Origin of the sequence: Microlunatus sp. GCM10028923 (assembly GCF_042666975.1) — a bacterium.
Lineage (GTDB): Bacteria > Actinomycetota > Actinomycetes > Propionibacteriales > Propionibacteriaceae > Microlunatus.
In genome coordinates this window covers 1-23,828 of record NZ_JBHTFF010000026.1, presented here as the reverse complement: position 1 = coordinate 23,828, position 23,828 = coordinate 1, and the positions used below count along the sequence as shown (strand labels likewise).

Annotated in this window: 18 protein-coding genes and 1 pseudogene; 9 read left to right on the top strand and 10 right to left on the bottom strand. The window is 63.4% G+C overall.

Features of this window, described 5'->3' with window-relative positions:
- Nucleotides 1-2,206 (bottom strand): alpha/beta fold hydrolase (locus ACFQU4_RS37060; RefSeq protein WP_377502130.1); only part of this gene is annotated, 2,206 nt, incomplete at its 3' end.
- Between the two features lie 271 nt (nt 2,207-2,477).
- On the opposite strand from ACFQU4_RS37060, the gene ACFQU4_RS37055 reads away from it, so the two are divergent.
- Nucleotides 2,478-3,266, top strand: coding sequence for a polysaccharide deacetylase family protein (locus tag ACFQU4_RS37055; RefSeq protein ID WP_377502127.1), 789 nt, complete (start codon nt 2,478-2,480; stop codon nt 3,264-3,266).
- Here ACFQU4_RS37055 and ACFQU4_RS37050 read toward each other — a convergent pair.
- Both ACFQU4_RS37050 and ACFQU4_RS37045 read right to left on the bottom strand, forming a co-directional pair.
- Nucleotides 3,180-4,373 carry a sensor histidine kinase gene (locus ACFQU4_RS37050; RefSeq protein ID WP_377502124.1) on the bottom strand — a complete coding sequence of 398 codons (1,194 nt, stop codon included), beginning with the start codon at nt 4,371-4,373 and terminating at the stop codon, nt 3,180-3,182. The genes ACFQU4_RS37055 and ACFQU4_RS37050 overlap by 87 nt on opposite strands.
- Before the next feature lie 98 nt (nt 4,374-4,471).
- Nucleotides 4,472-5,146: a response regulator transcription factor gene (locus ACFQU4_RS37045; protein WP_377502121.1), complete on the bottom strand. Its 675-nt coding sequence runs from the start codon at nt 5,144-5,146 to the stop codon at nt 4,472-4,474.
- Nucleotides 5,147-5,259: 113 nt separating this feature from the next.
- Here ACFQU4_RS37045 and ACFQU4_RS37040 point away from each other — a divergent pair, with 113 nt between their 5' ends.
- The 6 genes from ACFQU4_RS37040 (at nt 5,260) to ACFQU4_RS37015 (ending at nt 13,185) form a co-directional block, all read left to right on the top strand.
- Complete coding sequence (locus ACFQU4_RS37040; RefSeq protein ID WP_377502118.1) at nt 5,260-5,841, top strand: M15 family metallopeptidase; 582 nt, start codon at nt 5,260-5,262, stop codon at nt 5,839-5,841.
- Nucleotides 5,838-6,959: an alanine racemase gene (alr, locus tag ACFQU4_RS37035; RefSeq protein WP_377502115.1), complete on the top strand. Its 1,122-nt coding sequence runs from the start codon at nt 5,838-5,840 to the stop codon at nt 6,957-6,959. The genes ACFQU4_RS37040 and alr overlap by 4 nt, the downstream gene beginning before the upstream one ends.
- On the top strand, nt 6,956-7,933 hold the full coding sequence (locus tag ACFQU4_RS37030; protein ID WP_377502112.1) for a D-alanine--D-alanine ligase: 978 nt from the start codon (nt 6,956-6,958) through the stop codon (nt 7,931-7,933). Before alr ends, ACFQU4_RS37030 begins: the two co-directional genes overlap by 4 nt.
- A 231-nt stretch (nt 7,934-8,164) precedes the next feature.
- A complete protein-coding gene (locus tag ACFQU4_RS37025; RefSeq protein WP_377502109.1) occupies nt 8,165-10,726 on the top strand; it encodes a phosphocholine-specific phospholipase C in 2,562 nt (853 codons plus the stop codon).
- A gap of 106 nt (nt 10,727-10,832) precedes the next feature.
- Nucleotides 10,833-11,957: a sensor histidine kinase gene (locus tag ACFQU4_RS37020; RefSeq protein WP_377502106.1), complete on the top strand. Its 1,125-nt coding sequence runs from the start codon at nt 10,833-10,835 to the stop codon at nt 11,955-11,957.
- A gap of 97 nt (nt 11,958-12,054) precedes the next feature.
- Nucleotides 12,055-13,185 (top strand): sensor histidine kinase, encoded by a 1,131-nt coding sequence (locus ACFQU4_RS37015; protein WP_377502103.1) that lies wholly within the window; start codon nt 12,055-12,057, stop codon nt 13,183-13,185.
- A gap of 17 nt (nt 13,186-13,202) precedes the next feature.
- Here the strand turns inward: ACFQU4_RS37015 and ACFQU4_RS37010 are convergent.
- Nucleotides 13,203-13,421 (bottom strand): annotated as a pseudogene (locus ACFQU4_RS37010) (integrase core domain-containing protein); the annotation flags it as partial.
- A 465-nt stretch (nt 13,422-13,886) separates the two neighbouring features.
- On the opposite strand from ACFQU4_RS37010, the gene ACFQU4_RS37005 reads away from it, so the two are divergent.
- Complete coding sequence (locus tag ACFQU4_RS37005; protein WP_377502100.1) at nt 13,887-14,267, top strand: HIT family protein; 381 nt, start codon at nt 13,887-13,889, stop codon at nt 14,265-14,267.
- 402 nt (nt 14,268-14,669) lie between these two features.
- On the opposite strand, the gene ACFQU4_RS37000 is transcribed toward ACFQU4_RS37005, so the two are convergent.
- Genes ACFQU4_RS37000 through ACFQU4_RS36975 form a run of 6 tightly spaced genes read right to left on the bottom strand, consistent with a single transcriptional unit; the run spans nt 14,670 to nt 23,037 of the window.
- Nucleotides 14,670-15,101 (bottom strand): LacI family DNA-binding transcriptional regulator, encoded by a 432-nt coding sequence (locus ACFQU4_RS37000; RefSeq protein ID WP_377502097.1) that lies wholly within the window; start codon nt 15,099-15,101, stop codon nt 14,670-14,672.
- A 57-nt stretch (nt 15,102-15,158) separates the two neighbouring features.
- Nucleotides 15,159-17,423: a cellulase family glycosylhydrolase gene (locus ACFQU4_RS36995; RefSeq protein WP_377502094.1), complete on the bottom strand. Its 2,265-nt coding sequence runs from the start codon at nt 17,421-17,423 to the stop codon at nt 15,159-15,161.
- Nucleotides 17,424-17,437: 14 nt separating this feature from the next.
- Complete coding sequence (locus tag ACFQU4_RS36990) at nt 17,438-19,900, bottom strand: glycoside hydrolase family 2 protein (RefSeq protein WP_377502091.1); 2,463 nt, start codon at nt 19,898-19,900, stop codon at nt 17,438-17,440.
- A complete protein-coding gene (locus ACFQU4_RS36985) occupies nt 19,897-20,763 on the bottom strand; it encodes a carbohydrate ABC transporter permease (protein ID WP_377502088.1) in 867 nt (288 codons plus the stop codon). The genes ACFQU4_RS36990 and ACFQU4_RS36985 overlap by 4 nt, the downstream gene beginning before the upstream one ends.
- Nucleotides 20,760-21,719 (bottom strand): carbohydrate ABC transporter permease, encoded by a 960-nt coding sequence (locus ACFQU4_RS36980; RefSeq protein WP_377502085.1) that lies wholly within the window; start codon nt 21,717-21,719, stop codon nt 20,760-20,762. Before ACFQU4_RS36980 ends, ACFQU4_RS36985 begins: the two co-directional genes overlap by 4 nt.
- Before the next feature lie 4 nt (nt 21,720-21,723).
- On the bottom strand, nt 21,724-23,037 hold the full coding sequence (locus ACFQU4_RS36975; RefSeq protein ID WP_377502082.1) for an ABC transporter substrate-binding protein: 1,314 nt from the start codon (nt 23,035-23,037) through the stop codon (nt 21,724-21,726).
- Between the two features lie 388 nt (nt 23,038-23,425).
- Here ACFQU4_RS36975 and ACFQU4_RS36970 point away from each other — a divergent pair.
- On the top strand, nt 23,426-23,828 hold a 403-nt coding region (locus ACFQU4_RS36970; protein WP_377502079.1), incomplete at its 3' end, for an SDR family oxidoreductase.

The window sequence follows — 23,828 nt, the reverse complement described above, 5'->3', positions numbered from 1 at the left end:
GATCGTCGGACTGCTCATCATCCTTCGGATCGTCGGACTGCTCATCATCCTTCGGATCGTCGGACTGCTCATCATCCTTCGGATCGTCGGACTGCTCATCATCCTTCGGATCGTCGGACTGCTCATCATCCTTCGGATCGTCGGGCTGTGCGGGGTCCTCGGCGGCAGTGATCCGAACTGCAGACGTGGCCGGCTCAAGGACGGCGGTGATGTCCTCAACTCCGCGGATCCTGGCCGTATAGGTGCCAGGTGGGAAGTCCTCCGGGACGGCGATGGTGGCGGACAGGGTGCCACTCGCATCGGCAGGAAGGTCTTCCGGGGCGAACAGGACAGGCCGTCCAGCGCCATCGACGAGCTCGATTCGGTAGAGACCGCCGAAGGTAAGGCCCGTGCCACGAACCCGAAGTTGCTCGCCGCCAGCGGCCGGATCGAGGGCAGCCATCCGAGGCTCAGGGCGCCATTCGGTGTCCACCTGGCACTGGTCGCTGATCGTCTTCTTGGAATAGATGTCCTTCGTATCGACGCCCTCCTTGCCGGGCGTGGGATAGACCCGGAGGGTACGGAAGTAGTTCGTGGTCAGCTGGTCGACGCACTCGATGTCGGCCGCCATATAGGAGCCGTGGGAGTTCGATGCGACCGAGACCAACGTCGCCCCTGAGGCCTTCGCGGCCACCACACCCTCCGAATAGGGGGTGGCGTTGTCATAGGTGCCGGCGATAGCCAGAATGTTCGTCAGCGCCTTGATCGGCCGACCCTTAGCCAGCGGCTCGCTGGCACGGATGTTCCCGTCCGGACAGTACAGCAGAGTGGCAAGGAACCCGAGCTCCTGGTCGGCGCAGAACCGGATCACCATGAGCTTCGCCGTTCCATTGTCACGATAGCTGCCGTCCGCGGCCCGATCGAAGTACATGTCGCTGAGATTGATGATGTCCGCGGGGTCCTCACCGTTCTTCACCGCATCCAGACCGGCGTTCAAAGTTGGCCACAGCCTCTCGCTGTACTTGGCCATCCTGAGCGCGCCGTCGATTTCCCCGCCCCCTTCCGAGTTCGTGGAGATCCACCGCTTCTTCTGGACGCTCCAGATTGGAGACTTGGCTAAGTCGGCTATCTTGGCGAACTCTTCCTTGGCTAGATCGACGTCATCACCCAGAGCGCATGGAACCTTCCTTCCGCCGAACTCGAAGCCGTCGTTCTCCACACACTCTTCAGCCAGTCGTTGGAAGACCTCGTCATTCTCCTCTTCGTCGTTCTGCGTGAATTCACTGTACTGCTCTGCCACCTCGGGATTGTTCTGGAACGGGTTGGTAATCGCGTCGATCACCATAGTTCGGATGCGCTCGGGAAACTGCTGAGCGTAGGCGTAGCCGATAGTCGTGCCGTAGGAGTATCCGAGGTAGTTCAGCCGCGCATCACCAACTGCACTCCGGAAGACATCAAGATCCTTGACGACGTTATTCGTACCAACATTGCGAAGGAATTCAGTGGAATCGATTCCCTCGAATCCACGTGCGGTGTCCCGGACACAGTTCTTCATGTTGTCTTCAGGCGCCTGGGCGGTTTCGCGCAGGAAGTCGAAGTAGGCACTGGAGATGCATTGGATCGACGGAGCCGACGAGCCGACACCGCGCGGGTCGAACCCGATCACGTCATAGTCGTTGAGCATCCCGAGCTCGTAGAGTCGCTCTTCGAGGTTCCAGACGATGCCCATGCCCGACCCACCAGGCCCACCGGGGTTGACAAAGATCGTGCCCTTCTTCTTCTGGTCGCCGACGCTGAGCCGCGTCAATGCGACGGCTACGGTGGGACCGTCCGGTTCGTCATAGTTCAGTGGCACGATGCCGTAGCCACAGGAAAACCGGGCCTTCGACACCGTCCCGGTGAGCTCCTCGCTCATCCCGATCCGGTAATCGGTGCAGGACTCCCACTCAATCCGCTGTGCGTAGAACTGGCGCAGCCCGGCCTCGACCTCCGGTCCCGCCACTGAACCACCTGGCTGCGGAGGTCCGATCTTGAATTGGTCTGTTTTTCCTGCACCGAAATTGTCGTAAATACTGGGCGGCGTAATGTCAGCGATCGAATCAGCCGACTCGGCGATCTTCGCGTCGTTGGGGTCCGGAAAATCCCGCTCCGGTGCTGCTGTCGAGGTTGGTGATTCGGCCTTGGATTTCGTGGCCGACTCGTCTTTCGGGTCCGCCGCAGCGGTCACCGGTACCAACATCACACCAGCAGTGACCGCTGCAACTATCAGCGCCCACGCAGAACGCCGGGCCTGTCGAAACCCCACAATCACGGAACCTCCCGAGTAGCACCACCAAAGGCTGATCATCTTCAGCCGCGCGCTCGGAGCGAGGCGGCTACCGGGACGTTAGCAAGTCCGAGATGTTCGGAACGTAAAGAATCTGGACCGACACGACCGCATCGATCGATAACGAAAACTCTTGACCCCGTTGCAACGGGCGCCGTGGCGGAATGGGTACATGACTGAACTAGTGCATCAGATCTCCAAACGCCGTCTCCTCGTCGCGCGGTTCTCGCGCTCGCTGCGAGGCGGGCTCACGGGATTGGCCGTGTTGACCCTGGCCGGAACCGCAGCCGCGTGCGGCAGCGTCCAGCCAGCCCTCGAGCGGGTCCGGGCCGCCCCTGAGAGGACCGCCCCTGAGAGGGAGGACAAGCCCGCTCGGGCATCGGTCGACTGCAACCGGGCGAAGTGTGTCGCGCTGACCTTCGACGACGGGCCGTCTGCGTCGGGATCGACCGACGACGTGCTGGCCGCCCTCGAGCGGGAGAACGCCAAAGCGACCTTCTTCATGCTCGGTGAGCGCGCACAGGAGTACCCCGACTTGGCGCGTAAGGTCGTGGAGGAAGGCCACGAGATCGCCAACCACTCCTGGGATCACTCGTCGCTGGCGAAGCAGTCTCCGGACCAGATCAGGAAGAGCGTGTCGGACTCGGGTGCGGCGATCAAGAAAGCCACCGGTGTCGAGCCGATCCTGTTGCGTCCGCCATACGGTGCCACGAACGCCACCGTTCGGGAAATCGTAGAGAAGCTCGGCTATCGGCAGAAGATGTGGGATGTTGACTCTCGGGACTGGGAGTCCAAGGACGCGAACAAGGTCGTCAGGAGCGTGCTCGCAGACATCGACGCCGGCGAGACCGTGCTACTCCACGATATCCACCAGTCAACGGCCGACGCCGTACCCGAGTTGATTAAGCAGCTCAAAAAGCGTGGATTCACCATGGTTACCGTGTCGCAGCTCAAGGCTTGAGCTGCCTGGCACCCCGGCGTGGGGCGGCGGGTCCGGGCGGTGATCGGACCCGCTACGGGCAGCCGGGAACAGCACCGCGACGATCAGCCCGCCGCCTGGTCGAGCTCGCAGTCGCAGGTCCGCATCGTGCGCCCGAGCGATGGAGTCAACAATGGCCAGGCCCAGGCCTGCGCCGACCTGGTGAGGTCCGGCCATTCGCGTGCGATTCGCCCCCCGCTGAAATGGCTCGATGAACGCTACGACCTGCTCGTCGGTGAGCGGCACGCCCGTGTTCTCCACCATGATTCTCGCGCGTCCATCCGCAGTCCGGTCGGCCCGAACGTAGACGATCGGGTCGGCCGCAACATTGTGCACTACTGCGTTCCTGAGCAGGTTGGCGACGAGTTGCCGCAGCAGCACCGGTGCGCCGGACACCCAGACCGGTTCGGTCACGATCTGAATCGACACATCGCCGGATGCGTCCACCAGCGTAGGTGTCTCGACGACGTCTTCGACGACCAGCGCCAGGTCGATCTGTTCCGGCACGATCGGCTGACGTTCGATCTTGGTGAGAAGCAGGAGTCCTTCCGTCAGGCTGATCGCTCTGGAGTTCATCGATGCCAGCTCGGCAAGTACGACTTCGATGTCGCGGTCGGGGTCCGCGCGAGCCAGTTCGATCACGTTGTGAGTGATGGCGAGTGGCGTCCGTAATTCGTGGGATGCATTGGCCGCGAACCGCTGATGTTCGCCGACGTTCCGCTCGATCCGGGCTAGCATCATGTCGAAGGTGTCGGCCACGCGCCGAAATTCGTTGTGCGGTCCGTTCAGCGAAACGCGGTGGCGCAATGAGCCGCCGGCGGCGAGTCGCGCGGCCGACTCGATCTTGCGCAGCGGAAGCAACATCCTGCCGGCAAGCAGCCATCCGATGACGAGGCCGAGGGCGATCAGCACACCGAGGGTTCCGAGAGCCCTTGGCAGGAAGGCGTCCAGCAGATCATGCCGGCTGGGCGCCCAATCACCGCTTCGGTTCACGAAAGCGCCGGTCCGGGGGATGTAACGCAGGAGGAAGACGAACACAACCACCATCAGAACTCCGCCGGTGGCAGCGATCAGCGCGGCGTAACTCAAGGTGAGTCTGAATCGTACCGACCCGGCGATGCGCCTAAGCATCTGTTGGAAGGGCCTTCACCGAAGATGTTGTGGTCCATCCGCACAGCGAGGGCACCTTACCCACCAGACGCTCCGGGATCGAACCGGTACCCGACTCCTGGGACCGTTGTGATCACCGCTGGCCCACCGAGCTTCTTACGCAGGATCGACATGGTGACCCGGACGGTGTTGGTGAAGAGGTTCGCGTTCTGATCCCAGGCACGTTCGAGGAGCTCCTCGGCGCTGATCACACCCCCGCCTGCCCCCATCAATACCTCGAGGACTGCGAACTGCTTCCGGGTCAGCGAGACGTAGCGGCCATCCCGGTAGACCTCTCTACGGAATGGGTCCAGCCGAATGCCGGCCATATCGAGGGAGGGCGGGACGACCCGGGCCGGCCGCCGTACGAGAGCACGCAATCGGAGCACGAGTTCCCGCATGTCGAATGGTTTGGTCAGATAGTCGTCAGCACCCACCTCGAATCCGGTCGCCTTGTCGTCGAGGCGATCGGCAGCCGTGAGCATAAGGACGGGAGTACCGCTGCCCGAGGAGATGATCATTCGTGCAACGTCGTCACCATTCGGTCCCGGAACGTCCCGGTCAAGGACCGCAACATCATAGGTATAGAGGGCGAGAAGTTCGATGGCGGCATGCCCATCGCCGGCGACGTCAGCCGCGATCGCTTCGAGCCGCAGCCCGTCGCGGATGGATTTCGCCATGATCGGTTCATCTTCCAAAATAAGGACCCGCACAATCCGTGAGCTTAACGAGCCGCACCTTTCGCCAGCGTAAACAGCTTGAGCTTGCGAAACGCTAACGAGATCGCCTGACCACCTGACAACGTCTGCTGGTGTGAACTCAGCCCATGATCATCAACAGGCAGAAATCGCAACATTCGGGCCCCTTCAGCATGAAATCAGCCTTGCTCGGCGTCGTCGTGTTCGGGCTGGGACTCGCCGCGACCACCACCGGCCGACGGCCGCCGCCTACGAAAGCCTCCCCACCTTTGGTGAGCGAGGGTCAGGTGAACGGCTCGGTCTTGCCGACGGCCAACGTCCCCGCGGTAGCCAACCTCCATCCGGAATTGAGGCAGGCACTCCTCAACGCCGCCGATGCAGCGGCCGAGGACGGCATCGAAGTTCGAGTCAACAGTGGTTGGCGGAGTCGCCGTTACCAGTCGATCCTGCTCGGCGATGCGATTCGGTTTTACGGGTCCAAGGAGGAGGCCCGTCGCAGAGTCGCGACGCCAGAGAACTCGGCTCACGTGCATGGAGCAGCGATCGACGTGGGGCCGAGTGAGGCCGCCGCTTGGCTTCGGCAGAATGGCGCGAAGTTCGGGCTACGCCAAACATATGTGAACGAAGGCTGGCATTTCGAACTGCGCCGCCCTGAGGCTGACTCTGGGCTTTGCCCGCCGATGTTCCAAAACGCGAGTGAGACACGGTGACCACCACATCGCCACCTCGATCGGACATGCTCGTCCCCTGCCCGACCTTCACTGCCGAGCTGGCCGGCATCGCCGCAAACGTCACCACAGTTCGTACGTTCACCGACGCCGAGGTCATGGCTGTAGTCAAGGCCGACGCTTTCGGTCATGGACAGCTGTACGTGGCCTGTGCCGCGCTCCATGCTGGTGCGACCTGGCTCGGGGTCACGGACATCGCCGACGGTCGCCGGCTGCGTCATGCAGGCATCGATGCGCCGATCCTTGCCTGGTTGCACCCGAGTGGTATCGACGTTTCCGCCGCGGTGCAAGGCAAGGTCGATGTCGCCGTCGGCTCGATCGAGGAACTCGCTGACCTCGTGCACCGGGCGATCGCGCCGGTCCGGGTACATCTGAACGTCGACGCCGGCATAGCGCGAGGAGGAGTACCTCGCCACGACTGGCCAGCCCTCAAGCGGATCGCCCGTCGCGGCGTTCGCCTAGGACGGATTGAGGTCGTCGGCCTGATGGGACACCTTCCAGACGCCGATCGGGCCGATCCGAAGCTGAACGAAGGCGGGGTGCGGCGGCTCAGCGAAGCTGAACGGATGATGGGGGACGAATTTGGTCCGCTCATTCGCCACCTCGCATCCACGGCTGCCACGCTCACCGATCCTGCAAGCCACTTTGACCTGGTCAGAATCGGTGCAGGGCTGGTGGGGATCGATCCGTCGGGGACGGTGCCATTGCGTGGCGCGGCCTGGCTGTCCGCGCCGATCGTCCACTCTTGCACCGCTCGACCAGGAACACGAGTGGGCTACGGGGGTAGTTACGTGACCCGTTGTGATACGCACCTCGCGGTGATCGGGCTGGGCTATGCCGACGGGATCCCTCGCGCCTTGTCCACTGCCGCGTCCGTCCTGATTGGGGACCAGCGACATCCGATCGTCGGGAAGGTATCGATGGATCAGATTGTCGTTGACACCGGTCAGATGGCCTATCCACGCGGGACCGTCGCCACGATCTTCGGCCCCGAAGGCACCGGCGCACCAACAATCGCAGAGTGGGCGGAGTGGGCCGGCACCATCCCGCATGTGATCGTCAGCGGCATCGGGCCGCGCGTTCGGAAGGTACACCGATGAATCAGACCATAGTCGTCATCGGCGGCGGACAAAACGTTGAACATGATGTCTCGCTCGCCTCTGCGGATGCCGTGGCCGCGTCCCTTCGCCGCAGTCGGTACCAGGTGGAGCAACTGGCTATCGAGCGCACCGGGATATGGACACACTGCCTGAAGCCACTGGGGGACACCGTGATTGCCAGCCTTGCTGGTGCGCTGAGAATCGTTGGCGAAGCCCATGCGGTGTTTCCCGCGGTACACGGGCCGCTCGGCGAGGATGGCTCACTCGCAGCGCTATGCGCCTTGGCCATGGTGCCGATGGTGGGTTCGGACCTCCACGCCGGTGCGGTCGGCATGGACAAACAGTTGACGAAGTTGGTCGCCCGCGCCGAAGGTCTGCCAACAGCCGCCGGCCGAGTCGTCCGGATCAGCGACATCGACGAGCTCCAGATCACCGGACCGGTAGTCGTGAAGCCGGTACGTGCCGGTTCGAGCTACGGTGTCTCGCTCGCTACCAACCATCGCGAGTTCGCGGTCGGGCTCCGGTCGGCTGCGGCGATCGGCGATCAGGTGCTTGTCGAGCCTTACGTCCGTGGTCGGGAGATTGATATCGCCATCCTCCGCAAGGCGGATGACACACTCATCGTGGCGCCGCCTTTGGAAATTCATACGTCGGGGCTCTTTGACACCGCCGCCAAGTACGACGGCACTACACGATTCACGGTCCCGGCCGAACTCACCGACTCCGATCGCCACGAACTCACGCACAGCGCGACCGTCATGTTCAACGCGCTCGGCTGTCGCGGTGTCGCGCGAGTGGACTTCTTCGTCACGGCGGACGGGCTCGTGCTGAACGAGGTGAACACAGTACCTGGATTCACCCCAGCTTCGCAGGTGCCGCGGATGTTCGAGGCTGCCGGGATCCCCTACGACGAACTCGTGTCTCTCCTCGTCATGTCGGCACGGGTACCGGTCGCCGGCGTGACACCCTCATGACCGCCCCGGTTTGTACGGAGGCCCCGGGTTGTGCCACTACCCCAGTCGAGCTGAGACGGCTTCCTGCAACATAAGCGGTTCGGCTTGATCGGATGATCATTGGCAGCCAATGGGCCCACGTCGCGACATAGCCTGGAAGACCAATGCACAGCGAGAAACTACCTAGGTAGAATTGCAGCGAGCTCTCTTCGGTTAACTCTGTGTTCACCTCCCGGTGTTCGGTTACCGATCATGGCTGACCAGCGCACCTCCCACACTTCCAACAGCAGCGCCGGGAAGGGCATGACCCGTCGCGGACTTCTCAAATCCACAGGAGTCGTTGCTGGCCTTGTGGCGGCTGGCTCGCTCCTACCGCCATCCGTGCGCCAGGCAATGGCACAGCCGATGCCGACCGGCGGACTTGACGCCGTGGAGCACGTGATCCTGTTGATGCAGGAGAACCGTTCCTTCGATCACTATTTCGGTTGCCTCAGGGGCGTCCGAGGCTTCGGCGATCGATCTCCGCTCCGGCGCCGCGGCGGCGGGACCGTTTTCGAGCAGCCTGATGACGATGACGATGAAGATGTGCTCCCGTTCTCTCTGCGAGAATCGGCGAAGGAGGCCAATCGATCCGCTTCCGATATCGAATACCTCGACACACTTCCCCACGGATTCACCGACTCGGTCGACGCGTGGGCCGATGGTTGGTACGACCGGTGGGTGCCCGCAAAGGGCATCGGATCGATGACCTACTACGACCGGTCCGATCTGCGTTTCCATTACGAACTCGCCGACACGTTCACGATCCTTGACGCGTATCACTGTTCCATCTTCGGTTCCACCAACCCGAACCGGAACTATTTCTGGACCGGCATGACCGGATTTGAGAAGGACGGGAGGCGCGCCGTAAAGAACGATCCCTATCCCTCGCCCATCCCCATTCCGTGGCCCTTCAAGGATGGCACGCACCCCGGATATGAGTGGACGACTTACTGCGAGAGGCTGGAGGAGTCTGGGGTCTCGTGGCAGATCTACCAGGAGTGGGACAACTTCACCGACAATGCGGTCGAGTATTTCAAACCGTTCACGGAGATCGGCACCAAGGTACTCCGCGCTGTCGATGGCTCGTACTCCACCACCGAAAGGTTCTACGATTCCCTGCACGGCAGGTCGCAGGAAGATCAGGACCGACTGTTGGCCCAGCTCGACAAGGGACGTGACGGCCTCACCGATGCCGAGCGTTCTCTCTTCGATCGGGCGATGTACCGGAGCCGTCCTGGCACCCTGCTCGATCGGGTCCAGGCGGACATCGAGGCCGGCGCTCTTCCGGCCGTCGTGTGGATCGTCCCACCCAAGGCGCTCTCCGAGCACCCGGGGGGCGGCACTCCGGCGGGCAGCGCCAACCTCGTCTATGACCTGCTGGACGTCGTCGCCTCCGATCAGGCCACCTGGTCATCGACGGCGACGCTGATCAACTTCGACGAAAACGACGGCTACTTCGACCACGTCCCACCACCGGTGCCGCCGCGGCCCGCAACCGGATCGAGCGAAGACTGGTACGACGGAAAGCCACTCGGACTCGGGCCGCGCGTACCGATGATCATCGTTTCCCCCTGGACGGTCGGCGGCTTCGTCGACTCGGCGGTCGCCGACCACACGTCGACTCTCCGTTTCCTCGAGCGGGTCACCGGCGTGAGGGAAGACAACATCTCCGCTTGGCGTCGCAGTATCTGCTCCGATCTCACCTCGGCGTTCGACTTCGACGCCCAGGGCAAGCCCCCGACGTTCACACAGCCGGGACCAGTGCCGCAACCGATCGATCGCTGGCAGCCCGAACGCCCGCAGTTTCAATCCATGCCGAAACAAGAGCCAGGCTGGCGCCCGAGCCGGCCGACACCGTACTCGCCCACGGTCTCCATCGCCGCGTCGAACAGGCTAACGGTGAGGCTACGCAACGACGGCGACATGGGAGCTGCACATCAGATCTACGTGTTTGCACCCGAGTCCACGCCGCCCGAGCACGTGTGGCTCAAACCCGGCGAGACCGACCGGGTCACGCTTCCGATGCCCGATGAATGGGACATCGTGGTTCAAGGACCCGACCAGTACTGGCACGAGGCCAAGGGCACCCGAGCCGGTGCAGCTGCCGGCGTGTATCTCGAGCACCGCACCGAAGGTCGCGATCTGACTCTCACGGTCGTCAACGGAGGACCCGACGACGTCACGCTGAAACTGCGTCCGCTCGCCTTCGAGGGCGACACACGGACTCTGCGGGTGGCTGCCGGCGACCGCACCGAGCAGCGGTGGAAAACCGACGAAGGCTGGTACGACGTCGAACTCCGGTGCGTCGAAGACGAAACCTTTCTAAGGCGAGTGACCGGGCGGATCGGGTACTCACCCAAGCCAGAGCCAACCCCGACAGAGGCCAGTCCTTCCAAATCCACCCCGACGGAGTCCAGTAGTCCGACGGAGCCGACACCTTCCGATACAGGTGCGACAGAACCGAGTCCGGCACCATCCACCCCGACCCATCCCAGACCCAGCCAGGCCACTCCCACAGAACCCGGCCCTACCCAAGGCAGTCCCACCGAGCCCATGACCACGCATCCCGGCCGGTCCGAACCCAGCCCCGCACAGACCACCCCCTCCGGGACCAGCGCCGGCACGGGGCACGGCGACAGCTCCGGCGCGGCCGGTGAACTTCCGGACACCGGCAGTGCGGTGTTACCACTCGGAGTCGGTGCGGCCGCGATCGCGGGACTAGGTGCGGCAATCCTGGCGGGCGAGCACATCGGTGATGGCAACAGCAAATGAGTTGAACACGCCGCAGCGGTTGGCTCGACGCCCATCGGCATTGTGGTCCTCTTGCCAGGTGCCAGATACTGGATCGTCCTCGCCCGACACACGATGGAGATCCAACATGATTCGGCGACCTACGCTTAGCGTAAGGTTCAAACTGACGCTCAGCTATGCCGCCGTGTTCGTCATCGCCTGCTTCGGACTCATGGTATTCCTGTACCTGAACTATGTCTGGCGGAACCTGGAATACGAGAGGCTACACCCCTCCGAGCCAACAGGCGACGGCGCAACCATGATGAACTACTTTCAGGTTCTCATGCTAGAAACGGGGGGATTCTTCTTTGGAATTATTGGTCTGTTCATCATTGGAGTATTCGGTGCCTGGTTCCTGGCGGGACGAATTCTGCGCCCGCTACAGGAAATCAGAGAAGCGACCCGGAAGACCACCGAGGGCTCGCTCAGTCATCGCATCCGCCTCACCGGACCCAAGGATGAATTCCGCCAGGTCGCCGACGCCTTCGACAACATGCTCACCTACATCGAGCGCAGCGTCGGCGAGCACCAACGCTTCGCCGCCAACGCCTCACACGAACTACGCACACCACTCGCGATCTCACGCTCCCTCATCGAAGTCGGCCGCACCGACCCCCACGCCGACGCTCAGGCCGTACTCACCGAACTCGACGCAGCCAACGCCAGAGCCATCGAACTCACCGAGGCACTACTCCTCCTCAGCCGCATCGACGCCTCCCAGTTCGAATTCGAACCCGTCGACCTCGCCCTCATCACCGACCACATCACCGAATCGAATACGAAACTAGCCGATCAACACGGCATCTCCATCAATATCGACACCGAATCCAGACACATCAACGGCTCCACCATCCTCCTCGAACAACTCGTCAACAACCTGGTCCGCAACGCCATCGTCCATAACCTCCCGGTCGACGGCCATATCTGGGTCAGCGTCGGCGGCAACCCCGACCAACCACGAATCACCATCGAGAACACCGGCACCAAACTCACGGACCAAGAAGTCACCGAACTCATCGAACCCTTCCGACGTGGAAGCGAACGCAGCCGAACAACCGCCACCCACCACGTCGGCGCCGGCCTCGGCCTCGCCCTCGTCGCCTCCATCACCCGCGCACACAATGCCGACCTCAACATCCGACCCCGTGCCACCGGCGGCCTCACCGCCACCGTGACATTCAACATCGAGGCCAACCACACAGCCACACCCTGACCCGCCGGGCGTTGCCCGGCGGTCCATCCGCATCGCGGCCGCGTTGCCAGGTGACGGATACTGGATCGACCTCGGCTCACACGGACGGAGATCCACAATGACCAGGCGACGTGCGCTCAGCGCCCGATTCAAACTCGCGCTCAGCTACGCCGCCCTGATCCCCCTCGTCGCACTCATCTTGGAAGCAGCCAATTTGCTTTACGTGCTTCGAGGCATTGCCGGCGAACGGCGAGTGGGAGGAACTCCACCGCCCGAGGGATGGTTCATGGCTTTCATGAATCTAATCCTTGAGTACCTTGAGAGAGGTATAGAGTTCCGAAGCTTGGGCCTGCTCGGTCTAGCCGCCGCGGGTATGCTGGGAGGCTGGTTCCTCGCAGGGAGTATGCTGCGTCCGCTAGACGCGATCAGGTCCGCCGCCCGTCTGAGCGCCGAGGGCTCGCTCAGTCATCGCATCCGCCTCACCGGACCCAAGGATGAATTCCGCCAGGTCGCCGACGCCTTCGACAACATGCTCACCTACATCGAGCGCAGCGTCGGCGAGCACCAACGCTTCGCCGCCAACGCCTCACACGAACTACGCACACCACTCGCGATCTCACGCTCCCTCATCGAAGTCGGCCGCACCGACCCCCACGCCGACGCTCAGGCCGTACTCACCGAACTCGACGCAGCCAACGCCAGAGCCATCGAACTCACCGAGGCACTACTCCTCCTCAGCCGCATCGACGCCTCCCAGTTCGAATTCGAACCCGTCGACCTCGCCCTCATCACCGACCACATCACCGAATCGAATACGAAACTAGCCGATCAACACGGCATCTCCATCAATATCGACACCGAATCCAGACACATCAACGGCTCCACCATCCTCCTCGAACAACTCGTCAACAACCTGGTCCGCAACGCCATCGTCCATAACCTCCCGGTCGACGGCCATATCTGGGTCAGCGTCGGCGGCAACCCCGACCAACCACGAATCACCATCGAGAACACCGGCACCAAACTCACGGACCAAGAAGTCACCGAACTCATCGAACCCTTCCGACGTGGAAGCGGACGCAGCCGAACAACCGCCACCCACCACGTCGGCGCCGGCCTCGGCCTCGCCCTCGTCGCCTCCATCACTCGTGCACACAGTGCCGACCTCAACATCCGACCCCGTGCCACCGGCGGCCTCACCGCCACAGTGACATTCAACGCCAACACCAACCACACACCCACACCATGACCCAGCGGGCAAGCCTCCTAGCTGTGATGTCCAGGCAGGTTGTTGAGTCTGGTGATGGGTGTGGTGCCGGTGGCGGAGTGGGTTCGGTGGTGATTGTAGAAGTGGAGCCAGCCGGGTAGGGCGGTGCGGCGTTCGGCTTCGGAGGTGTAGAGGCGGGCGTAGGCCCATTCGTCGGCGAGGGTGCGGTGGAAACGTTCGATCTTGCCGTTGGTCTGGGGCCGATAGGGCCTGGTTCCCACGGTCGCAACGCAGGCGACTGCGCACGACCGTCCGGGATGCTTGGCCGAACTACCCGGACGCGTCACACCCCAGGCGGCGTGGGAGGCCACCGCGAAGGCCGAACCGCCCCGCCCAAGCCCGAGCAGCCCCTCTTCGTCCGCCCGGTCGTCAACAATCCCCGACCGTCCCTCGGCCCGAGGCCTCCAACGCATTCCGCACTCCCACCGCCCCCCAGCGAGATTGAATCTCCGTTGACGAATTGACCTTTCTTGGATCAAGGGCGGCCCTCCGGGCCGCCTGCGGCCGGGCGGCGCTCTGGCACGCCGCCACTCTGCCCGGCCGACTCGCCATCACGAACCAGGTAGATTTCTGCGGATGTGTGGCGGTCTCATGAACCGGCAGGGTATGTCTGTCCGTTCTGCGTCTTGCTGGCGGGCGGCTCGACGCCGATCAGCACGCCGGATAACCTGGTCTACCGGGACGTGGCGACAGCGGTAATCGTTTCGCCGCACTGGTGGGAGACCAACCCGGGCACCCTGCTCGTCGTGCCGATTGATCATGTCGAACACCTCTATGTCTTGCCGGACGCGTTGACCGGGCCGCTGTTGGCAACGTGTCGCCGCGCCGCCCGCGCCCTGGTCGAGGTCGAACACTGCGAGGGCACCTCGCTACGCCAGCACAACGAGCCGGCCGGCAATCAGGACGTCTGGCACCTGCACCTGCACGTCATTCCCCTCTGGACCGGCGACGCACTCATCCAAGGTGAGCACCGGCTCCGCCCCGTCGAACTGGCCGACCAGCACACCTTCGCCGCCGGGATCCGAGAAGCCATGTGCTGGCGGGACGGCGTCAGTCCATGGTGACAGACCATGTGCCCCGATGGATGGCTTGTACGTCGCGTTGCCCCGTCCCCCTCGTAGGACCAGTGTTTGGCCTCCACTCCACGCGTCAAGGGCCACAGACGAGTTCCTGACACCCGATCCGAAACGCCTTCGTGTCCAACTCAGTCCGTATGCCGGCGGAGACGTAGAGCTGTTCGTCTGCCCGTGTCCGTCGACGCCGGAAGAGTCAGAGTCGGCAGGTGTCGACCGAACGCGTCGAGTGTGATCGAGGTTGATCAAGACCGGGGCACCCGACCGTTTCGGATCGGGTGTCAGGAACTCGTCTGCTCTTACCTTTGACGCGCTCCGTTCCAGCCAAAAACGGGCGCCTACGAGGGGGGCGGGGCAGGTGTGGCGAGGGTCCTTCTAGTCTCGTTTCTAGTCTCAGTCGCCACCGTACGGGGCCGTTCGTCGACGAGATTTCGAGAGATCGGGCACCGGATGATCGGCAGCAACTACCGTGGCGGACAGCATTCCGGCGACCTGCTTAGCGAGCGCGTCGCCCTGGGTCGACGCGATCTGCAGCAACAGGCCGTACGACCGCGACGACAGCTCTCGCTCGATGCCGGCGAGGAACTGCATATGGAACGATTCGACACCGATGCTTTCCGGATCGCGTTGCAGCATGAGTCCGATTGTGTCGGTACGTGCACCCGCCAACGACCGGGCGGCGCTCGCCGGCGCCCAGCCGAGCTCAGCCGCGACGAGTTCGATGCGGGCGCGTGTGGCGTCGGACACGTGATGTCCGCCGTTGAGCGCCGAGGACACTGCGGCGATCGAGACGCCGGCACGGCGGGCGACGTCGGAGATCGTCACGCGCTTCACCCGCGAGAAGAACGCATCACCCGGAACTCCTACTCGAATCGGGAGCCGTCACTTCGCCGCGAAGAGGCGGACCTCGGCGATCTGCGGCGTCCAGGTCTGGCCATCCCGCCCCCACTTGCCTTCGGGCCAGGCGACCCGGATGTACGCCGCGTCGGAGAGTGAGCGGACGGTGTAAACCTCCCTGGCCCACCCATCCCCCGACTCCTTCGTTGTGGCGACCTGAGGCGGTGACAACTCCCAGAAGTTCTGACCGTCACTCGACGCCGACAATTCCAGCGGCATGGATTCTTGGTGGGGCCACGAATACGCCACGAATTCGACGCGATTGACGTCCGGCAGTTTCCAGGTTGCCGACTCGGCCCCGGTAATGGAATTTCGCGCCAATCGGGCGGAATCTCCGTCCAGATAGGCGCGGTTCGTCCCGTCGATCTTGAGATCTCCGGACTTCGCTGACATCAGGGAGAAGTCCTCGGCCGGATCGAAAAGATCCGGCTCGACAGCCAGCATGGCTCGATGGAGCGCCCCTTCGGTCCACACCACGCGAATCTTCTCCGCCACGAATCCAGCGACCTCGAGGGAGGTTCCGTTCGAGGTGCGTGTGGTCTTGATCGGCACCGAGCGCCAGCCCAGACCGTCATGCACCTCGACCCGCGCCTGAGCATCTCGGGAAAGACTGAACGAGGCACGTGTCGTGCCCGGAAACGACCATTCCACCATCGCACGCTCGCTGCCGGCGACGGCTCCCGAAGGAGCAACGAGCGCCGCGTCCTCATCCGCTGAAGTCTGAGTGAAGTCCGCCAACGGATCGACGAGTACGCGCTCGCCAGGTCCTGCAGTGACCACTTCCGATGATTTCTCGGTCCCCTCCGCGGAAATCGCGACCACGCGGTATCGAGCCCCCCGGACCGGCGCGGAATCGGACACGGGGGAGCCGTTGGTTCCAACCGCGCCGTCCAGTAGGAGGCTCCACGTCGACCCATCGGTGCTGCGCTCCACCCGGTAGGAAACGGCGCCGGCCGTTCCCCGCCAGGAGATCTGATTCCTCCCCCCGAGGCTGTCGATCCCGACAATGAGCGGCGGATCCATCTCCTTGTCGACGCTCAGTCCGATGCTCTCGCTGAACTCACGTATGCCCGCGATCCAGGTGCGCATTTTCTCGTTGGTGCCGGGATAGTGGAGCGTGAAGCCATCGTCATGCGGAACCATTCCGCCACGATCGTTGTTGCCGAAGAGCGACCACGGGAACACTCCGGCTACGTCCGGATTCTTCGTGGCATCCTGCAGCACCGACACATTCGCGTCGGTCCATCCGATCTCGCCCGCAATGTAGGCTTTGCCGGCCTCCGCGACCCGCCTGGCGTCCTCGGGAATCCACCGGTTGAAGTCGGTCCGGTAGTAGTGCGCGTCGACCAGATCGACACCCGGGGACGCTAGCGCGCTGTCGCTGATACCGTTCTGCTGCCCCGCTGCGACCAACTGCTTCGGGCCTCGCTGCTTGATGAACTCCGCCATCCGATCGACCCAGTCCTGCGGCACGCCATTCAGTTCGTTGCCGAGTTCCCAGGCCATGATCGTAGGGTCGTCTCCGTAGCGGATGCCGGTCAGCGGATTGACCCGATTCATGACCGTGTCCACGTAGTCCTGAAACGCCGTGATCGCGCGCTCCTCCTCGTAGAACGCCGTGATCTGGCCATCTCGGGCCCATGGGCCCGAGAGCCCGTACGGCGCGATGAAGTCTCGCCCTCCGCCGTGGAAGTAGTCCCATTGATCCGTGAGCGAGAGTACGAAACGAATCCCTTGGCTCCCGGCGTACGCGAGGGCGTAGTCGATCGTCGCGAAGGCCTCCATGTTGTATTCACCGATCTCCGGCATCAGGACCAGCGGCTGTTGGCCGTCCTGCGAGGTGGAGATCGCCATGTGTGAACGAATGACATTCACCCCAAGATCGCCGGCGGTGTCCAACGCATCCTTGATCCGGAAGTACGTCGGATACGCCACATCCGCCTTGTCGTCGCCGTCGACGTCGACGTTCTCGTCGAGACCGAGCCAGTAGAGGTTCATCCCACTGGCGCGAAACGTTCGGCCGTTGAGCGTCAGCCTGGACCCGTCCCTCTCAACGAACGCGGTGTTCCTTGACGCCGCCAGGCTATCGGCGGAAGCGGCCGCCGCGACCGCGGCCAGCTCACCGCCTGCGTCGGCTACGGCGGGCGCGTGACCGACAACCGCCACACCGAGTCCGACCGCCACCGCTGTTGCGCTGGCAAGAGCGGTCCGCCAGCGACGACGCGGGCTTGCAGGTGAAGTCATCATCATCGATTCCTCATCTCTCACAGCTTCAGGTCTTCAGCCACCAGTTCATTGGCAGTACGCAAAACGTCCGCCGTTGTAAACACGCCCGCTGGCATTTCGCCGTCGTGACGCACCCGGAATGTGTGGTCTTCACCCGGCAGGAGCGTGATGAACCCCTCCTCCGTCACGGCGTCGGGCGTCGCCTTATCAACGAGCAGTGTCAGGTCGACGACAAGCGAGACCGCCGTGACAGTCACATCCGTGCTGCCGTTCACACGGCGCTCAGTCACCCGAACCTTCGCTGGTTCGAGGCGAGCGGTCCTCGGTTCCGCGAAGAACCAGATCCCACGCTCATCTGCCGCAGAGGCGACGACGAGCTCGCGATCCGGCCGCACGGCGTGTGCGATGTCGCCGGGCAGATCGATCGCCACTGTGCCCCGAGGTGGGACGGTGAACGACGCGTGAGCGGACGCGAGCAAGGATCCGTCGAAGTCGCGACGCTCGAACACGAGATCCTCGCCCCACACCTGGTCGCTGTCGTTTGCAAGCACGACCGCGAGCGACTCGCTTCGAGGCTGGATCGTCACCAGGCGAGGCCGGAAGGCGCGAGAGATTGCGTACCAGAGTGGCTTCAGCCGGCCGCCCGAGTCGATCGCGGCCCAGCTCGTCGCGGGCCAGCAGTCGTTGAGCTGCCAGACGACCGCGCCCGCGTTTCGGGGCGCGAGGGACCGGAAGTGCTCAAGTGCGCATCCGATCGCCTTCGCTTGGTTCCATTGCATGGCCCAATGCCAGGCGTCCATGGCGTCGGGGACACGGGTGTGCGGAATCAGGCCGTTCGACAGCTTGTCGTTACCCTCGGCCGCCTTCTGGTGCACAATCATCCCCGGCGACTCGGGGGTGAGTGGGTGGTCGGAGATCGCGCCGCGCAACGTCGTCCAGGTCGGCGGACCTTGCCACCCGAATTCCGCGACGAAGCGTGGCTCGTGGTCGCGGTAGGTGAGCCAGTCCCGCTCGTTCCACTGCTTCCATAGATGAACCGGACCGTGCGCTTCGTCATTCGCGGCCCGCTCCCCCGGGCTGAACGGACTGCCCGGGATGTACGGCACCGCGGGGGCAGCCTCGGCGAGAATGCGCGGCAGCAGGTCGAAGTAGTAGCCGCTGCCCCAAGTGCGGCCGTCGAGTCGCGTCTGCCAGCCCCACTCATCGAAACCAAGCAGGGTTTCGTTGTTGCCCGAGAACAGCACGAGCGACGGGTGATGGGAGAGCCGGACGGCGTTCTCCCGTGCCTCGGATTCGATCTCGGCGCGCAGCGGCTCCTCCTCCGGGTACGCGGCGCATGAAAAGAGGAAGTCCTGCCAGGAGAGGAGCCCGAGCTCGTCGCACAGGTCGAAGAAGTCGTCCGACTCGTAGATTCCACCGCCCCAGACTCGGATCAGGTTGACGCCGGCCGCCTGGGCCTGCTCGAGCCGGGTCCGGTAGCGCGCGGCGTTGACGCGGGTGACGAAGGCGTCGTCGGGGATCCAGTTGACGCCCTTGACGTAAACAGAACGGCCGTTGACGAACAGCTCGAACGGGGTGCCGTGTGCATCGGGCTCGGTGTTCCAGGTGGCCTTGCGGAAGCCGACGCGTCGTGACACGCCGTCGAGGTCGTCCCCGTCCTCGGCGAGCACGATACTGACGTCATAGAGCGGCTGTGCACCGTATCCGGCAGGCCACCACAACTCCACCTCAGGTACGCGCACCTCGAGTACCGCGCGCGAGGCCCCCTCAGGGATTGCGGCCGTCCCAGCGCCGCCGCCAACCGCCACGCCGACAGCGACGATTCCCGCTGTGTCACGTTCGATATCGACCTCGGCCGAGAGCAGGCCGCCGCCTGCATCAGGCTCGGCGCGCAACCGTACCTCCGCAATGCGCGCGTTCGACCACGACTCCAGGCGGATGGGACGCCAGATCCCGCTCGACGGGGCAGCGATACCCCAATCCCACCCGAAGCTGCAGGCGGACTTCCGGATGGCCTCGTACGGCGACGGATAGGGGCGCGGGCGCGCACCGTACTCGAGGCTCATCGCGTTCGCGTACCGCACTGGCGACGCGAAGGTCACAACGATTTCGTTGCGGCCGGCAACAAGATCATCGCGCACATCCACTCGATACGAACGATGCTGGTTCGCTGACTCGAGGACGATGCGCCCGTTGAGCCGGACGGTCGCGACGGTGTCGAGGCCATGGCAGACAAGGTCGTGGCGCGCGTGGCCGTTCGGTGTCCATTCGAAGCTCGTCCGGTACTCCCAGTCCGTCAGGCCGATCCACTTCAGCAAGGCTTCGTTGTCGTCGACGAATGGGTCGGGGATCAGCCCGGCGGTGAGCAGGTCGGTGTGCACACACCCCGGCACGGTCGCGGGGATGTCTCGGCCGATGATCTTGATCGGCGCGTGATGCGAGGCGGCCCGGACGGACCAGCCGTCATGCAGGTCCGTATGGACAGGATCGGCGTAGGTCACTTGACGGCTCCGGCCACGAGACCGCGGTAGATCCACCGCTGTAACAGGATGAAGCCCACGATTGTGGGAACGATCCCGATCATGGTTCCCGCGGCGATGAGCTCCCATTGCGCGCCGAATGGCCCCTTGAACCGAAACAGCGCCGTCGAGATGAGCCCCTCCGACGGGAAGTAGAGGAACGGCAGGTAGAACTCATTGTAGATCGCGATGCCCTTGATGATCACGACGGTCGCGATCGCAGGCTTCAGCAGCGGTAGGACAATCCGCCAGTAGATGGTCCACCGGTTCGCGCCGTCGATCATGGCCGCCTCGTCGAGTGAGACGGGGATCGACTGCATGAACTGGATGAACAGATAGATCGCGATGATGTCGGTCCCCATGAAGAGGAACACCAGCGCCGTCCGTGTGTCGTAGAGCCCGAGCCCGTTGATGAGTTGGAACGTGGCGACCTGCGTCGTGACACCCGGGATGAGCGTGGCGAGGAGGAACAGCCCGAACACGAGCCGCTTGCCGCGGAACTCGAAGCGGTCGAGGCCGTACGCTGCCAGCGTTCCGACGAGGATTGTCCCGGCGAGAGAGATCACCAGCACGACAGTCGTGTTGACGAACCCCTCGAGCATTCGTCCCTTCTCCCAGGCCGTGACGAAATTGTCGAGGTTGAGCCAGTTTGTCGGTGGAGTAAAGGGTCCGGTCGACGCGTACTCCCCGGAGGTCTTGAGGCTCGCGAAGAGCAGGACGGACAGCGGTAACAGGACGCATACGGCGGCAAGGATGAGGCTGAGGTACTTCGCCGAGATCCCGGTCGTGGTCCGCAGCCGGATCCAGCGCGACTGCGCCGACAGTGCCTTCATCGCCGTGGTCATGTGAGATCCACCTTCTCGTCACGAAACACGCGACGCTGCAGCCACGTGATGATCAGCACGATCGAGAGCAGAACAACGGCCATGGCAGACGCCAGACCGACGTTGCGGAAGGTGAAGGCAGTCTCGAGCGTCTTGATTACGAACGTCGCGGATCCATTCGCTCCGCCGGTCATGATGAACGGCACCTCGAACACGTTGAGCGCGCCCGCGATCGCGAGGATGAAGCTCAGCGCAACGATGCGTCGGATACCCGGAAAGATCAGCGCCCAGAACTGCTGCCAGCGGCTCGCTCCGTCGAGTTCAGCAGCCTCAAACAACTCGCCGGGGATCGACTGCATCGCACCGAGGAACAACACGAAGTTGAGACCCAGGTATCGCCAAACGCTGGTCGCCGCGAGTGAGGAATTGACGATGTCGGGATTTCCCAGCCAGTGCGGCGGGTCGACGATGCCAAGCCACGACAACAGGGTGTCGAGCGTCCCTCCAGGCTGAAATAGATACAGGAACACGAATCCAACCGCGACACCGTTGAGAAGGTAAGGAAAGAACAGGATGCCACGGAAGAAGTTCGACAGCCGCGTCGGAAAACTCAGCAGCGTCGCAAAATAGAGGGCAATCGCTATCTGCACAAAGGACGCCGCAAAGTAGTACAAGCTGACTCCGAACACCGCGAAGATCTCGGGATTTGTGAAGACCTCGACGTAGTTGTCGAGCCCGACGAGATTCTTCTCGAGATCGAGGCCGTCCCAGTCGGTGACGCTGTAGTACAGCAGGTTGATCGCGGGCCAGTACGTGAACACGAGGAGAAGCGCGACGGCTGCCCCGACGAAGATCCATGGAACGAGTTGTCTGCGGACGGCGCGGTAGCGCGGAGGGTGGCCAGGCTTGGCTCCCCTTGGCGGAACGACTGCCGCCGTCGAGCTCGAGGGGCGGGTTACAGTGTTGACGGCTGTCATTCCGTCACCCCGTGACCGTTTCGATGGCCTGATTCCAGCGTTGGTTGAGGTCGGCGAAGAACGACTCCTTATCGCCCTCGGCCGCGCCGCGCGCCACATCGAGAAGCTTCTGGCGGTACAGGTAGCCCGACAAGTCGATCTTCGCCTCGTCGGCAACGTCGCGCAGCAGGCTCTCCTCTCCCGCGGGCGCAGGACTTGCCTCCATGAACTCGATCCCCCGATCGTCCAATTCGCGAAGGTTTGCCGGCAGCGGCTTCCTATTCACCGTCGACACCATGCCTTCGTCCTCCGTGAAGCCCGACTCCTCCACGAGCCACCGGATGAATGCCCATGCGGCGGCCTTGTGCTGAGAGTGCCGGCTCACGCCGAGGTTGTAGTCGCCTTCGATCATGGAGTACTGGGTTCCATCGACGCTCGATGGGAAGGCCAGGTAGCCGATGTCGTCCGCCGATGCGCCGTTCGCCTCGGCGGCGTCCTTGATCTGCGAGATCGCCCAGGAGCCCAGACCCATCGCGGCGATCTTCCCTGTGCCGAGTTCGACCTTCGACTGTTCCCAGTTTGTCGTCAGCGGGTCGTCTTCCGTGAGGCCGGCGGCGACCATGTCATACGTGAACGAATCGATCGCGTAGATATCCGTCCCTTCAGTCCACGGCGCCGGGTTCTCCGCCATGCGGATGCCGGCATCAGGGTCCTTTGTGATCGCGCCGAGGTTCGAGTACGCCTCTCCGAGGGGCCAGCCATCCTTGTAGTTCGTGTAGTACGGCACGGCGGCAGTACTGTCCTTGACCTTCTTCAAGGCATCGATCCACTCGGTTCCGTTCGTCGGAAGATCGGTGATGCCCGCCTCCTCGAACACCCGCTTGTTGTACACGATGCCGGACGCGTTGCCACCGATCGCGAGACCGTACTGCTTCCCGCCGTACGTGTGCGAACTCGTGAAGCGGTACCTCCCGGCCAGCTCCGACGTCTCGCCCAAAGGCTCAAGGAACTGTTCGAACTGCCTCGGATGCATCGTGGGAATTCCGATGACATCGCCATAGTTCTTCGTGCTCAGCCGGGTAGCCATCTCACCTTCGTAATTGGTGATCCCTTCGAACTCAATCCGAACATTCGGATGAAGTTTGCGGAACTCCCCGGCATATTTTTCGAACGTACCGTCCTCGACGAGGTCGGTGCGCCACGTGACAACCGTGATGTCGCCAGAAATCTCACCATGGATCGCGTTGTCCGGATCGTTCGCAGCACCGCCGCCGCATGCGGTCAGCAGCGCCAGCACCACGGCCGACGCGATCGCATTCGCACCCTTGCGTGTTGACATGATTCCTGCTCCTCGTCTGCCTCGCACCGGTCCGCGGATATCCTCCAAGGCCGGGATCTCCGCTGTGAAGGTCGAGGAGATCAGCAAGGAGTGTAAAACGCTTCACAGTGATCTCGTGAACCGCCGCATTACCTAGGCAATCGAATTACTTAGGCATTCGGCTCAGGTGCCTTCCGCCCCAGACCTTGAGGATGACGATCGAGTCCGCCCCCGGCTGCTGGATACCTAGGTAGGAATATGGATGACATGTGGTGGCTCGACTACGGTGAACGGCACGGAATGAACTCGTCCTCTCTGAATAGTCACGCCATAGTTATCGCAGGAGGTCCACTCACCTCCCACGGCCCAGCGAAATAGTGATCTGGAACGTACGAACAGGAGCCACACCATGACCGCACTGCAGAACAAGACCGTGCTCGTCGCCGCCGGCGCCAAGAACCTGGGCGGGCTGATCAGCCGGCAGGCCGCCGAGGCGGGCGCCGACGTCGCCATCCACTACAACTCCGAGGCGACCCAGCCGGCGGCGGAGGAGACCCTGGCCGCGGTCCAGGCCGCCGGCCGGAAGGGTGTCGTGCTGAGCGGCGACCTGACCAAGCCGGAGAACGTCGAGCGGCTCTTCGCCGAGGCGGAGGCGGCGCTCGGCCCGGTCGATGTCGCCGTCAACACGGTCGGCAAGGTGCTCCGGAAGCCGATCGTCGACACCACCGAGGCCGAGTACGACGCGATGTTCGACATCAACGCCAAGGCCGCCTACTTCTTCATCAAGGAGGCCGGCCGGCGGGTCGCCGACG